The organism is Streptomyces sp. NPDC024698 (genome assembly GCF_055559015.1).
Genome location: NZ_JBVHLK010000006.1, coordinates 148,060 through 161,783, shown reverse-complemented (window position 1 = coordinate 161,783; position 13,724 = coordinate 148,060). Strand labels below are relative to the sequence as shown.

9 protein-coding genes are annotated in these 13,724 nt (G+C 70.4%); 5 read left to right on the top strand and 4 right to left on the bottom strand.

The window, feature by feature from the left end; translation table 11 throughout:
• Window positions 1–189 precede the first annotated feature (189 nt).
• Window positions 190–2,793 carry a PA14 domain-containing protein gene (locus tag ACZ4AA_RS16280; RefSeq protein ID WP_467601636.1) on the bottom strand — a complete coding sequence of 868 codons (2,604 nt, stop codon included), beginning with the start codon at window positions 2,791–2,793 and terminating at the stop codon, window positions 190–192.
• 159 nt (window positions 2,794–2,952) lie between these two features.
• Here ACZ4AA_RS16280 and ACZ4AA_RS16275 point away from each other — a divergent pair, with 159 nt between their 5' ends.
• The 5 genes from ACZ4AA_RS16275 to ACZ4AA_RS16255 all read left to right on the top strand — a co-directional run bounded on the left by ACZ4AA_RS16275 (window position 2,953) and on the right by ACZ4AA_RS16255 (window position 8,747).
• Window positions 2,953–3,966 (top strand): LacI family DNA-binding transcriptional regulator, encoded by a 1,014-nt coding sequence (locus tag ACZ4AA_RS16275; protein WP_467601634.1) that lies wholly within the window; start codon window positions 2,953–2,955, stop codon window positions 3,964–3,966.
• 142 nt (window positions 3,967–4,108) lie between these two features.
• Window positions 4,109–5,209: an ABC transporter substrate-binding protein gene (locus ACZ4AA_RS16270; RefSeq protein ID WP_467601632.1), complete on the top strand. Its 1,101-nt coding sequence runs from the start codon at window positions 4,109–4,111 to the stop codon at window positions 5,207–5,209.
• A 1-nt stretch (window position 5,210) separates the two neighbouring features.
• A complete protein-coding gene (locus ACZ4AA_RS16265; protein WP_467601630.1) occupies window positions 5,211–6,773 on the top strand; it encodes a sugar ABC transporter ATP-binding protein in 1,563 nt (520 codons plus the stop codon).
• Window positions 6,766–7,728, top strand: a complete 963-nt coding sequence (locus ACZ4AA_RS16260) for an ABC transporter permease (protein WP_467601628.1) — start codon at window positions 6,766–6,768, stop codon at window positions 7,726–7,728. The genes ACZ4AA_RS16265 and ACZ4AA_RS16260 overlap by 8 nt, the downstream gene beginning before the upstream one ends.
• Window positions 7,725–8,747: an ABC transporter permease gene (locus ACZ4AA_RS16255; RefSeq protein ID WP_467601626.1), complete on the top strand. Its 1,023-nt coding sequence runs from the start codon at window positions 7,725–7,727 to the stop codon at window positions 8,745–8,747. The genes ACZ4AA_RS16260 and ACZ4AA_RS16255 overlap by 4 nt, the downstream gene beginning before the upstream one ends.
• Window positions 8,748–8,938: 191 nt before the next feature.
• Here ACZ4AA_RS16255 and ACZ4AA_RS16250 read toward each other — a convergent pair whose 3' ends face one another.
• The 3 genes from ACZ4AA_RS16250 to ACZ4AA_RS16240 all read right to left on the bottom strand — a co-directional run bounded on the left by ACZ4AA_RS16250 (window position 8,939) and on the right by ACZ4AA_RS16240 (window position 13,460).
• Complete coding sequence (locus ACZ4AA_RS16250; protein ID WP_467601624.1) at window positions 8,939–9,781, bottom strand: lamin tail domain-containing protein; 843 nt, start codon at window positions 9,779–9,781, stop codon at window positions 8,939–8,941.
• Between the two features lie 388 nt (window positions 9,782–10,169).
• Window positions 10,170–11,252 carry a DNA polymerase III subunit beta family protein gene (locus ACZ4AA_RS16245; RefSeq protein ID WP_467601622.1) on the bottom strand — a complete coding sequence of 361 codons (1,083 nt, stop codon included), beginning with the start codon at window positions 11,250–11,252 and terminating at the stop codon, window positions 10,170–10,172.
• Between the two features lie 144 nt (window positions 11,253–11,396).
• Window positions 11,397–13,460, bottom strand: a complete 2,064-nt coding sequence (locus tag ACZ4AA_RS16240) for a serine/threonine-protein kinase (RefSeq protein WP_467601620.1) — start codon at window positions 13,458–13,460, stop codon at window positions 11,397–11,399.
• Window positions 13,461–13,724 lie beyond the last annotated feature (264 nt).

Below are 13,724 nucleotides of genomic sequence, written 5' to 3'. Positions count from 1 at the left end.
GCCGCCGACAGTAACGGTCGTGGGCCGCCGCGGTCCGGCCCGACGTGCCGCCGGACGCGGGCGCGAACCGCGCGCCCGGGCGCGGTCCGCCGTCCTTCGCAGGAGGGCGGACCGCGCCGACGGCCTGTCAGGGGGCCGTGGTTGGGGGCGCGCGGAACGGCGGGGAGGCGGGTTCCGGGCGCCCGGTCGTCAGGAGCAGCGGGCCGGTGTCGCCTGGGACGCGTCGTGGATCAGTGCGTCATGGGCGGCCTTCAGCCGGGCCACGTCGGGCTTGACCACCCTGCGGTCGTAGGTGATCAGACCGTTCAGTTCTCCTTCCACGTCCGAGATCTGGGTGTAGACGGCTCCGTTGCCGCCCTTGCAGGCGAGCTGGTGCACCTCGGCGAGGCGGGCGAGATAGTCGTCGGTGTACGCCGAGGGGTCGACGTCCACGTAGGACTGCTGGACGGACCAGGCGTGTCCGGGCACCGCGAGTCCGAGACCGCCGTACTCGCCGCTGACCAGGGCCCGTTTCCCGTCCGGGTTCGGTGGCAGCGCGGGGCTCGGGTAGCCGTGTTCGTCGATGATGTCGCCGGTGCCGCCGTCCACGCCGAGGTTGATGCCGGACATGGAGTTGATCAGGCGGGTCGGGTCCCAGGCCTTGGCCTGGTCGGCGATACGGGCTTCGTCGTACTGCCCCCAGCCCTCGTTGAAGGTCACCCACATGACGACCGAGGGGCTGCTGACGTGCTCGTCGATCACCTGCTTCATCTCGCGCTCGTACTCGGCGCGGGACGCGGCGCTCGGGTCGACTCCGGCGGTCATGGCGGGCATGTCCTGCCAGACCATCAGGCCGAGCCGGTCGGCCCAGTAGAACCAGCGGTCGGGTTCCACCTTGATGTGTTTGCGGACCGCGTTGAAGCCCATCCGCTTGTGCGCCTTCAGGTCGTACGCGAGGGCTTCGTCCGTGGGTGCGGTGTACAGGCCGTCGGGCCAGAAGCCCTGGTCGAGGGTGGCCATCATGAAGACGGGTTGGCCGTTGAGGACGGTGCGCGGGGTTCCGTTCACCTGCTCCACGGCGATGGACCGCATGCCGAAGTAGCTGCCGACGCGGTCGGCGCCGACGCTCACCTTGAGGTCGTAGAGGAAGGGGTCGTCAGGTGACCAGAGGTGCGGGTCGGTGATCCTCAGGACCAGCGGCTGCCCGGTGCGGCCCTTCACGGTGGCGACCTTGCGGTGTCCGGCGTACGCGGTCGCGGTGACCGGCACTCCGTCCCGCACGCCCTTCGGCTCGACGGTGAGCCTGCCGTTCTTGACGTCGGGAGTGAGCTTGAGGGAGTCGACGTGGTCGGAGGCCACGGGCTCCATCCACACCGTCTGCCAGATGCCGGAGGACGGGGTGTACCAGATGCCGCTGGGGTCGAGGCGCTGCTTGCCGACCGGCGGGTTCTCGCCGCCCTGCGCGTCGGTCGGGTCGTAGACGCCGACGATCAGTTCCTGGGTGCGGCCGGGCTTGAGCGCGGCGGTGATGTCGGCGCTGAACTTGTCGTAGCCGCCCTGGTGTTCGGCGACCTTGGTGCCGTTGACGTAGACCTCGGCCCGCCAGTCGACCGCGCCGAAGTTGAGTCGGAGGTTCTTGCCGGAGCCGACCTTCCAGTCCCGGGGGACGGTGAAGGTGCGCCGGTACCACATGCGGTCCTCGTGCCGTTCGATGCCGGAGAGCTGGGACTCCACCGGGTAGGGCACGCGGATCTTCTCGGCGAGCTTCTTGCCGACCGGCGGCTGTTCGCCCGCCTTGGCGGCGGCGAACTGCCAGGAGCCGTTCAGGTCGCGCCAGTCGGCCCGGGTGAGCTGGGGCCTGGGGTACTCGGTGCGGGCCTTGCCGGCCTCCACCTGGTCGGCCCATTTGGTCCGCAGTTCATGGGTGGAGCGGTTGGGGCCGCTGCTCCAGAAAGCGTTGACAACGTTGCCGTTCGCCGCGGAGAGACCGCCCTTGCCGTCGTAGCGCAGGTCGGCGGTTCCCTTGGCCGTGCCGGACTTGTTGCCTACGACGGGTTCCTTCAGGCCGACGATGAGGGACTTGGGGTTCGCGGGGTCCAACTTCGCTGAGGCCAACGGCCACTTGGCACCGCCGATGACGGCTTCGACGTGGTCGGTGAGACCCGCGGGGGGTGCGGTGAGCGGCTGGGCGAAGTCGAGGCGCAAGGTGCGGCCGTCGCCCTGGACGGTCGTGGCCGTGGCGCCGTCGTAGGCGTAGCCGTCGGGCAGCCGGAACGCCGACTGCGGGACCGCCGCCTTGGGGCCGCCGGGCGGGGTCCAGCGCAGATGGAGGTTGGAGCCGCCGAAGTGCTCGAAGTACTCGACCTTGATGTCGTAGGCCTGTCCCGCGGTCAGGTCGATGGGCTGGGAGGTCTGTTCGCGGTCCCAGTCGTCGACCCAGTGGTCGATGGCGAGGTGTCCGTCGACCCAGAGCCGGAAGCCGTTGTCGCCGATGATCGAGAACGTGTGCGGGCCGGTCTTCTCGGGGACGATCCGGCCGGTCCAGCGGACGTTGACGTCGTCCGACTGCCCGGTGGCGAAGGCGAGCCGGGGCTCCAGGTTGTCGAAATCGAGGTTGGTGTCCAATCCGGTGGCTTTGAGCTCGTGGAAGTCGAAGGCACCGGGGGCGGACTGGGTGTAGTACTCACCCTTCAGCCCGTGGACTTCCACGGGGTCGTCCGCGGCGGTCGCGGCCGGGGACGCGGTGAGTCCCGCGAGACCGAGTACCGCGACGATCAGAAGTGCCAGGTGAGTTCGGAGTCTGCTTTTGCGCACGGATCCTCCTTGGCTGAGGAAGGGTGGCGGCTCGTTGCTTCAGTCTGTACAACGTTGGAAGTAGCGGGAGTGGGCATCACAGCACGGGTCCCGGTCTCTGTCCAGGGTCATGACAAACGCCCAGGTGGCAGGGGCGCACATCGATGAAGAGGAGATCCCTTGCGGGTCAGCCTGAAGGACGTCGCGGAACACGCCGGCGTCTCGATCAAGACGGTTTCGAACGTCGTGAACAACTATCCGCACGTCACCCCGGCCATGCGGGCCCGGGTCCAGGGCGCCATCGACGAGCTGGGCTACCGGCCGAACCTCACGGCACGCCATCTGCGCAAAGGGCGCACGGGCATCATCGCCCTCGCCGTCCCCGAACTCGGCAACCCGTACTTCGCCGAGTTGGCGGGGGCGGTCATCGACGCCGCCACCGAGCACGAGTTCACCGTGCTGCTCGACCACACCCGCGGCGACCGGGAGCAGGAGGTGCTGGTCAGCCAGGGGTTCCGGGCCAATGTGATCGACGGTCTGATCCTCAGTCCGCTGGAGCTGGAGGACGAGGACCTGCGCTCGCGCACCGACGACGTGCCGCTCGTGCTGCTCGGCGAGCGGGAGTACGAACTGCCCTACGACCACATCGCGATCGACAACGTGTCCGCCGCGCGCAGCGCGGTACGCCATCTGCTGAGCCGGGGACGCTCGCGGATCGCCTACCTCGGGGCCCGTACGGATTCGGCCAACCGGCCGGCGCATCTGCGCCTGGCGGGCTGGCGCGCGGAGCTGACGGAGGCCGGGGTTCCGGCGCCCGACGAGCTCGTGGTCCCGGTGGGCGGCTGGGACCGCGACGAGGGGGCGCGGGCGATGGCCCGGCTGCTCGACTCCGGGGTGCGTCCGGACGCCGTCTTCGCGTACAACGACCTGGTCGCGATCGGTGCGATGCGGGTGCTGCACGAGCGGGGCCTGCGGGTTCCCTGGGACGTGGCGGTGGTGGGCTTCGACGACATCGAGGAGGGGCGGTTCGGCGCGGTCACCCTGACGACGATCTCGCCGGACAAACAGGCCATCGCGCGGATGGCGGTGGCCTCCCTGCTGCGCAGCCTGTCGGGCCGGACCGAGCCGGGAGGACGTGAACTGACCGCCGATTTCCGGCTCATCGAGCGCGAGAGCACGCTGGGCCGGCGCTGACGGGATTCGGGTGGAGGGCTTTACAGGTCTCTTCCAACGATGTAAAAACCTCCCCGGAACGACGAGTACACCGAGTTGACCGCAAGAGCCGATCATCCCCGGGAGCGCTCTCAGCGCCGGGGCCGCGCCGTTTGGGGACTCCATGAAGCCGCTCGCACCACGTCATCGCACCTCCGCCAGGACCCTCCTCGCCACCGGCCTCATCACGAGCCTCGCGCTCGTCTCCGGATGCGCGAAGTCCGAGGACGACACCGCAGGCAAGGACACGAGCTCCGCAGGAGCGAGCGACCAGGGCCAGGTCGTCGCCTCACCCTCCACGGGCTCGGGCCCGACCTGCGCCATCGACGCCTACGGCGCCAAGAAGATCGACCTGAAGTCGGCCACCGTCGGCTTCTCCCAGTCCGAGAAGGAGGCCAACCCCTTCCGGATCGCCGAGACCGCGTCGATCAAGGCCGAGGCGGCCAAGGAGGGCGTGAAACTGCTGACGTCCAACGCCCAGTCGCAGTTCTCGAAGCAGATCAGCGACGTACAGGACCTCATCGCCAAGGGCGCCGACCTCCTGGTGATCGCGCCGCTGAACTCCGACGGCTGGGAACCGGTCCTGCGCTCGGCGGCGGCCAAGCACATCCCGATCATCACCATCGACCGCAAGATCAACGCCACCGCCTGCAAGGACTACGTGAGCTTCATCGGCTCCGACTTCGTGGAACAGGGCAAGCGGGCCGCGGACCAGATGATCGAATCGACCGGCGGCAAGGGCGAGATCGCCATCCTGCTCGGTGCGGCCGGCAACAACGTGACGACCGAACGCACCAAGGGCTTCGAGGACCGCATCAAGGAGAAGGCCCCCGGCCTCAAGATCGTCTTCAGGCAGACCGGCGAATTCGCCCGGGAGAAGGGCCAGTCGGTCACCGAGAACCTCATCCAGTCCAAGCCCGGCATCACCGGGATCTACGCCGAGAACGACGAGATGGGCCTCGGCGCGGTCAACGCCCTCAAGGGCGCCGGCAAGAAGCCGGGCGCGGTGAAGATCGTGACGATCGACGGCACCCGGAACGCCGTCCAGGGCATCGTCGACGGCTGGATCGACGGCGTCATCGAGTCCAACCCGCGCTTCGGGCCGCTCGCCTTCCAGACCCTGGACACCTTCACCAAGGGCGACAAGGTCTCGCAGGACATCGTCATCCAGGACAGCGCGTACACCAAGGACAACGCCAAGGCCGACCTGGGCAAGGCCTTCTGACATGTTGTCAGTGAACGGCCTGTCGAAGACCTTCCCCGGCGTGAAGGCCCTGTCCTCGGTGGACTTCACGGCCCGCGCCGGGGAGGTGCACGCCCTCATCGGCGAGAACGGCGCGGGCAAGTCGACCCTCATCAAGGTCCTCACCGGCGTCTACCAGCCCGACGAGGGCGAGGTGACGTACGACGGCGCCCCGGTCCGTTTCGCCACCCCGCTCCAGGCGCAGCACGCGGGAATATCCACCATCTACCAAGAGGTCAACCTCGTCCCGCTGATGAGCGTGGCCCGCAATCTCTTCCTCGGCCGCGAACCCCGCGGCCGCCTCGGCCTGATCGACTTCCGGAGCATGCACCGGCAGGCCGAGGAGGCGCTGGGCGAGCTCGGACTCCACGTCGACGTCCGCCGTCCGCTGCGTGAACTGGGCGTCGGCGCACAGCAGATGGTGGCGCTCGCCCGCGCCGTCTCGGTCGACGCCCGCGTGGTCGTCATGGACGAACCGACCTCCTCGCTCGAACCCCGGGAGGTGCGGACCCTGTTCGGGGTGATCCGGATGCTGCGCGAGCGGGGCATCGCGGTGATCTACGTCAGCCACCGTCTCGACGAGCTGTACGAGATCTGCGACGCGGTCACCGTGCTGCGCGACGGCAGGGTCGTACACACCGGGCGCATCGCCGATCTCGACCGGCTCAGGCTGGTGGCGCTGATGCTGGGACGGGAGATCGCGGACGTACGGCAGGAGGGGCTGACCAAGTTCACGGGCGGTCACGGCACCGAGGCCGAACCCGTCCTGGAGGCAACGGATATGATGATCCGTCACCAGCTGCACGGCGTGTCCGTCTCCGTGCGGCCCGGTGAGGTGGTGGGACTGGGCGGGCTGCTCGGCTCGGGGCGCACCGAGACCGCGAAGGCCATCGCGGGCGCCCTGCCCGTCGACTCCGGGCGGGTCGTGGTCGCGGGTGTGCGGGTCCGCACCGGCTCGACGCCCGCCGCGATCCGGGCCGGCATCAGCCTGCTCCCCGAGGACCGCAAGGCCGAGGGGATCGTGCCGGGGCTCTCGGTCCGGGAGAACATCGCGCTCGCCGCGCTGCCCGGACTCTCACGCTTCGGCCTGGTCGACGAGGCACGTATCGACCGGATCGTCGACACGTTCATGAAACGCCTGCGGATCAAGGCGGCGAGCCCGCGCCAGAAGGTGGGCGAACTGTCCGGCGGCAACCAGCAGAAGGTGCTGCTGGCCCGCTGGCTGGCCATGCAGCCCAAGGTCCTGCTCCTCGACGAGCCGACCCGGGGCATCGACGTCGGCGCCAAGGCCGAGGTGCAGAAGCTGATCGACGAACTGGCCGAGGACGGACTGGGCGTCCTGCTCATCTCCTCCGACCCCGAGGAACTCATCGAGGGCAGCGACCGGGTGATCGTCCTGAAGGACGGGGCGGTCGTCGAGGAGCTGACCGGCGACGCCGTCACCGAGGACCGGCTGATGCGCGCCATCGCCACCGCACCCGCCGCCCCCACCGTCACGGCCGCGGCCACCGGTGAGGCCACCGGCCCGGGAGACCACGATGACTGATCTGACACTCGGTCGGGTGACCGCCGACCGCGACCGCCTGCTGTCCCTGCTCCAGGAGTACGGCGTCTATCTGGGCGTCGTGGTCCTGCTGTTGGTGAACACCGTGTTCACCCCGCACTTCCTGTCCACCGAGAATTTCCGCACCCAGGCGGTCCAGGTCGCCCCGGTCCTGATCGTGGCGCTCGGCATGGCCCTGGCGATCGGCAGCGAGGGCGTCGACCTCGCGGTGGGCTCGGTGATGGCCCTGTCCACCTCGCTCCTGTCCCTCTACCTCGGCTACGGGCCCGGGATCGCCGTCCTGACCGCGCTCGTGGGCGGTGCCGTGGTCGGCGTGGCGAACGGAGCGCTCATCGCGTTCGTCGGCGTCCAGCCGATCGTCGCGACACTCGCCCTGATGGTCGCCGGACGCGGGCTGGCCCTGGTGCTGCTCCCCCAGCTCAAGGACGTCCACGACCCGGCCATGGCGGACCTCGGCTCCGGCGACGTCCTGGGCGTCCCCTATGTCGTCCTGATCGCGGCGGCCCTCGCGCTGCTCGTCGGATTCGTCGTCCGCCGCACGACCTTCGGCCGCAGTCTGCTCGCCATCGGCGACAGCCGGCCCGCGGCACGGCTCGCCGGACTTCCGGTACGGCGTGTCCTCATCCTCGTGTACGTCTGCTCGGGCGTCCTCGCGGCCGTCGCGGGCGTGCTCGCCACCGCCCGGCTCACCGCGAGCGACCCGTCCTCGCTCGGCAACCTGATGGAGCTGTCGGCCATCACCGCGGTCGTCGTCGGCGGCACACCGCTGAGCGGCGGCCGTGTCCGGATCGGCGGCACGGTCGCCGGCGCCGTGCTCATCCAGCTGCTCACCACCACCCTCATCAAGCACGATCTGCCGCCGTCGTGGACCCAGATCGCCCAGGCCGCGGTGATCGTCCTCGCCGTCTACGCGGCTCGGGAACGAGGAAAGCGATGACGACCGACGTGGACATCCCGGTGCGCGCGAAGAACACGGCCGAGGACGAGGCGGCCGGCGCCGGCCGTTCCGAACGGCTGAGCGCCCTCGCCCAGCAGCACGGCGCGCTGGTCACCCTGATCGTGGCGATGACCGCGGCGTCACTCAGCTTCGACACCTTCCTGACCGGCGACAACCTGGAGAACATGGCGCTCTCCTCGGCGTTCCTCGCCGTGGTCGCGCTCGGCATGACCTTCGTCATCATCACGGGTGGCATCGATCTGTCGGTGGGCTCGCTCTTCGCGCTCGGCGGTGTGCTCGCCGCCTGGGCGTCCCGGTACGGAGCGGTCGCCGCGCTGCTGCTGCCCCTGGCCGTCTGCGGACTGATCGGCTTCGTCAACGGCCTGCTGATCGCCCGTTCCCGTCTCGCCCCGTTCATCGTCACGCTGGCCTCGATGCTGGGAGCCCGGGGCCTCCTGCTGTCGGTCACCGACGAGGGTTCCCGGACGTATCTGGTGGGCAAGGGGTCCTTCTTCGCGAAGCTCGGGCAGGGCTCGCTTCTCGGCGTCGGCGTGCCCGTGTGGATCACCGTGGCACTGTTCGTGCTCGGCGCCGTGGTCCTGCGGCGCACCCGGTTCGGGCAGTACGTGTACGCGGTGGGCGGGAACGAGGACGCGGCGGCTCTGATGGGCGCCCCCGTGGCCCGTACGAAGATCTCCGTCTACACGCTCTCCGGGCTGTGCGCGGGACTCGCCGGAGCGCTCAACGCGGCGTGGCTCGCGTCGGGCGTGACGATCCTCGGCTCGGGCATGGAGCTGGACGCGATCTCCGCGGTCGTCATCGGCGGCACCCTGCTCACCGGCGGGTTCGGCTTCATCAGCGGCTCGCTCGTCGGGGTGCTGCTCCTGAAGGTCATCCAGAACGTCATCAACCAGATCGGCTCCCTGGACTCCGCCTACCAACAGGTGGTCAGCGGTGCCTTCCTGGCCGTCGTCGTGATCGCGCAGACCTGGCTGGGACGCAGGCGCCGGGTGCTGTGAGGGCCGGGAATCCGTCCGTACCCGGAAACAGAGGACCCGCACCGATCGGTGCGGGTCCTCTGTGGCGGTGCCGTCGTGCGGATGCGTGCTTCATCGGGTCCGTGCGGGCCCGGGACTACAGCCGGCCGTCTCCACGTCCTGACCGGATGTCACCCGCGTACACCCCGAGCGGGTGTGCTGCCGGCGGTTGTTCAGTGACCGAGGAGGTGCCCCAGTCCCTGACCGTGCTGGCCCTGCTGACCGTGCTGGCCCTGGCCCTGCTGACCCTGCTGGCCCTGCTGGCCCTGCTGGCCCTGCTGACCCTGCTGACCCTGCTGACCCTGCTGACCCTGCTGACCCTGGCCGCGACCCCGGTTGTCGCCACCGCGGTGGTCTCCACCCCGGTTGTCTCCGCCACGGTTGTCGCCACCGCGGTGGTCGCCGCCACGGTGGTCGTCACCGCGGTGGTCGCCACCGCGGTGGTCGTCACGGCCGTGGCCGCGGTCGTCGCCGTGGCCGCGGTGGTCACGGTGGTCGTCACGCCCGTGGCCCCAGTGACCCCAGTGGCCGTCGCGGTCGTGGCCCCAACGGTCGTCATGCCGGCCCCAGGAGACGCTGTCCACGAAGCGGCCGCGCTCGGTGCGCAGCGTCGCCACGTCGGAGTGGTTGTCCCACACCTCGTTGCGGCGGTCCTGGTAGAGGTCACGGCTGGTGTCACGGCCCAGTCCGGTGTGGATACGGACGGTGGAACGGCCCGCCAGACGGTAGTGGTCGAAGGTGTAGCGGTTGCCCTCCCGGTCCGACAGCGTCCAGCCGTTCAGGTTCACTCCGTGACGCCCCGCGTTGGTGATTTCCACCCACTCCGCGTTCAGCGAACGAGCGGAGCGGTCGTCAAAGCCCGGAGCGTCGGCCTGAACCCGGCTGATCTCGACGTGGGAGCGCTCGAAGCGCGGCTCCGCGGCCGAGGCCGAGACGGAGGCCGAACCGACCAGCGCGCCGGCGGCGATGGCCGCGGCCGCCACCCGGCGGGCAGTGACAGAGGTGGAAAGGGACATGAAAGCTCCTCAAGGTTCGAGAGCCGGCACACCCCGTGCGGGCCCCCCTCACGGGGAACCCGCACGGTGCGACCCTGTGCGAGTCCCGGCCCGGTGGCCGAGGACTCATAACTTGCTGCACATCCCCGCCCAGGACGGGCGACACCAGACCGCTGTTACCAATTACGGACATATCAGTTACAGGCGTCTGTATATGGCCTTTAACTACGGAAAGCTGAAAAGTGATGGACTGCCCTCCCCAACTCCCTTACTCCAGCGGTATTTAGGTCGAATCAGGCCATCTTTCCCGTCAGCGCACGTCATCCGCATGTCACCCGAAAGTGAGTAACGCCCCTCCGGTCCGATCCGGGCGTGGAGAGCGTGTCGCGGCCGTCCGGAACGCCTCGGTTCAGCTCTCCAGACGCACCGGCATCAGCAGGGAGAACGTGTGCTCGTCGTCGGGCCGCCGGATCGCGATCGGCGTGGTGGGTGCGCCGATCTCCAGGACGAGCCGGTCGCGGGCCGCGGCGTCGAGCGCGTGCAGCAGGTACTCACGGTTGACCGCGACCTGGTTCTGGTCGCTCCAGCGGTCGTCGCCGAGCGTCACCGTCGCGTCGTCCGTCACCTTGAGCAGGGTCAGGTCGGCGGCCGTCCCGCCCGGCCCGCTCGCTTCGCCCGCGACGACGGGACCGGTCCGCACCGCTTCCCGGAATGCCTCCGTGCCGACCGGAACCCGGTGACCGTCGGGCGTGCGGACGAGGCGGCGGTAGTCGGGGAAGTCGTGGTCGAGGCACGGCCCGGCCGTCTGCCCGGCACCGCTCTCCAGCGTCACGCGGTCGCCGTCGACGCGGAGGTGGACCGGCTCCTCGGCGCTCAGCAGGGCCCGCATGGCGTCCACGAGCGGAGTCGGCACGATGGTCTGGACGCGCGTGCCGCCGTGCCCTGTGATGGCGGTCCGCGCGACCGCCATCCGGTAGCGGTCCGTGGCCACGACGTCGAGCGTCCCGCCCTCGATGTCGAACAGGACACCGGCGAGCATGGGCAGTTCGGGGTCCCGGCCGGCGGCGAAGCGGACGGCGTCCAGGGCGCCGGCGAGTTCCGGCGCGGAGACGGACAGGCGGACGACGGCGGTGCGGGGCGGTGCCATGGGTTTCTCCCTGCTGTCGAGAAGTGCTCGGAGCGTGGAGAACTCGTCGCGGGCATCGGACAGACCCGTCTCCAGCCGGCGCAGATGTGCCTGAAGCAGTCCGCGTACGAGCCCGGTGTCCACGCCGGACCAGCCCGCGAGGACCAGACGGATGTCCGCCAGCGGCATCGCGGCCCGCCGCAACCGGGCCAGCAGCCGTGCCTCCTCCATCTGTCCGGGGCCGTACCAGCGGTAGCCGCTCACCGGATCCACCCAGGCGGGTACCAGCACACCGCCACGGTCGTAGAACCGCAGGGCGCTCACGCTCAGTCCGCTGTCCCGGGCCATCTCGCCGATACTGCGCATCTCGCTCTCCACACCCGAGACCCTGCGGCCTCGACCAGGTCGAGGGTCAAGCCCGCCCGGGCGCGGGCGAGCCACGACGGGGGGGGACCCGCGACAGGCGGGGGTGATCCTCGACAGGCGGGGGTGACCCGCGACAAGCCGGGGTCAGACCGGGCAGTCGGCGCGTGTCCCCGCCGTGCCCCAACGGATCATCAGATAGCCGGAGCCGCCCCGCTCGGCCACGGCGTAACGGGAGTACGGCCAGGCGTCACCCGCGCTGTCCCGCTGCCTCACCAGGGCCCGGCACGCCTCGCCGGCCGCCATGTCCGCCCAGGCCTCGGCCTGCCGCCGGTTCCATGTCCCGTACTCCGACCACACGTACAGCGCCGAGTGGCCCGGATCGAAGCCCATCTTGAGTTCGGCGTTGCCGAGGGCTCGGTCCGTGCCGAGCGCCGCGCGCATCGCGTCGGTCCGCTCGATGATCGTCCTGGTCGCGCGGTCGGCGACGTCGATCTCGTCGCCGGCGGTACTGGGAATCATGGCCTGGCCGAGACCCTGTTCGTCGGGCTCCCAGACCGTGCCCGCGGCGATCGTGCCGAGGCCGCCGTCGTCGGTGGACGCGCACCGCGCGCCGGTGAGGAAGTCGTCGTCCCAGGTCACCCGCGGGTCATGACCCGTCGACTCCTTGACCAGGACGAAGGCGCGGTACGGCAGTTCCGGGTGCAGCCGCAGGACGGCCTCGCGCAGCGTCCGGCACATCAGTCCGGCGGCCTCCGTCTCCGCGTACATGGTTCCCGGCTCGTCGGAGGAGAGCCGGTACGAGAGGTAGACCTCCCCGCGCGGGGAGTGGAACCGCACGGCTCCCGGGGCGAGGTCGATGCCTTCGCCGAGCTGCCGGACCAGGACAGCCTGGTCGCGCAGGACGGCACGCGCCACGTCGTGCTCCCCCCGGCCCCGCGCCGGCCGCGCCTCGGCCCAGGTCCCCGCACTCGCCGGACGCTCGCTCGTGGCCCGCTCCGGCTCGGCCGACGGGCCCGCCCCGGTGCTCCTGCCCGTGGCCGAGGACCGCGGGAGGGGGAAGACGGCCGGGGAGGAAGCGGGAGCCGAGGAGGCGGAGGCCGACGGGACGGGAGAGGAGGAGGCGGGAACGGAGGACGCGTTGGAGGTCCCGTGACGGCCGCCCTCCGGCTTGCCGGGCATCAGCGCCACCACTCCGCCCGCCAGGCCGCCGATCACCGCCGCCGCGACGACGAGCATGCCCGCCCAGGGCCTTCGACCGCGTCTCGCGGGACGCGGCCACGCCGGATCGTCCACGGGCGGGAGGTCCCACACCGCGGTGATCATGTCTTCCGCCCTGGTGAACAACGTGTCCGCGCGCATCGCCTGGATGAGCTGCGCGGCCAGCAGTTCGTAGCACTCCTCGGCGGCGTCGGCGGCGGACGGACGGTCCCCCGGTTCCTTGGCCAGCGCCCCGCGCACGATCTCGCGCAGGGGCATGGGGACGCCGTCCAGGTCGGGTTCGCCGGACATCACGCGGAACGCGACCGCGTCGGGCGCTCCGGTCCCGAACGGGGATCTGCCGGTGGCCGCGTAGGCCACGAGCGCGCCCCAGGCGAACATGTCGCCCTCGGAGCCCGTGGCCCCCGTCCGGTACTGCTCGGGGCTGATCCAGCCCGGGGTGCCGGTCGTGGCTCCGGGGCTGGTGACCCTCGTGTCGTCGTCGGCGTGCGCGATGCCGAAGTCCAGGACGCGGGGGCCTGACGGGGTGAGGATGACGTTCTGCGGTTTCACATCGCGGTGGACCACGCCGGCCGCGTGGACGGCGGCCAACGCCTGGGCGGTGGCGGCGGCGAAGGCGTACAGACTGGGTCCGGTGACCCGTCCGTGGGTGAGCACCTGCTGGCTCAGCGTGGGTCCGGCGACGTACTCGGTGGCGAGCCACGGGGTCGCGGCGCTCGCGTCGGAGGTGAGCAGGGGGATCAGATACGGGCCGGTGACACGGGAGGACATGTCCACCTCGCGCCTGAAACGGGCCCTGAATTCGGGTTCTTGGGCCTGCGAGGGGTGAATCACCTTCACCGCCACCCGCGTTCCGTCGGAGGCTACTCCGGCGTGGACGGTACCCATGCCTCCGGCGCCGAGACGACCGACGATCCGGTACGGACCTATTCGGGAGGGATCGCCGGCCTGAGCCGGCTGGACTCTTCCGGAGGATCCGGATTCGCTCACTGATGGTTCCTTCGTGCAGGGCTGAACGGTTGAGCGGACGCGGATGTGACGGGTGGTCGGGGGCGCGGCCCGGGTCCCGGCAGGTTGCCCCGGCGTGCCTTCCGCGTGACTTCCCGTCCGGATGTTATGCGCTCGTCCGGCTCCTGGGTAGCGAAACCCCTGATCAGGCGGCACACTGTCGGCCGCCGGGTGACGACCCGCTTGCGGACCGTGTCACGGGCCGGGCGCGGCCCCGGCAGGCTCCGGACCTCGGCCTGCTCAACT

Bases quoted from the DNA above. Each gene is read 5' to 3' on its own strand.
- ACZ4AA_RS16270 (WP_467601632.1), top strand. From the start codon at position 4,109: ATGAAGCCGCTCGCACCACGTCATCGCACCTCCGCCAGGACCCTCCTC.
- ACZ4AA_RS16265 (WP_467601630.1), top strand. From the start codon at position 5,211: ATGTTGTCAGTGAACGGCCTGTCGAAGACCTTCCCCGGCGTGAAGGCC.
- ACZ4AA_RS16260 (WP_467601628.1), top strand. From the start codon at position 6,766: ATGACTGATCTGACACTCGGTCGGGTGACCGCCGACCGCGACCGCCTG.
- ACZ4AA_RS16255 (WP_467601626.1), top strand. From the start codon at position 7,725: ATGACGACCGACGTGGACATCCCGGTGCGCGCGAAGAACACGGCCGAG.
- ACZ4AA_RS16250 (WP_467601624.1), bottom strand. From the start codon at position 9,781: ATGTCCCTTTCCACCTCTGTCACTGCCCGCCGGGTGGCGGCCGCGGCC.
- ACZ4AA_RS16245 (WP_467601622.1), bottom strand. From the start codon at position 11,252: ATGCGCAGTATCGGCGAGATGGCCCGGGACAGCGGACTGAGCGTGAGC.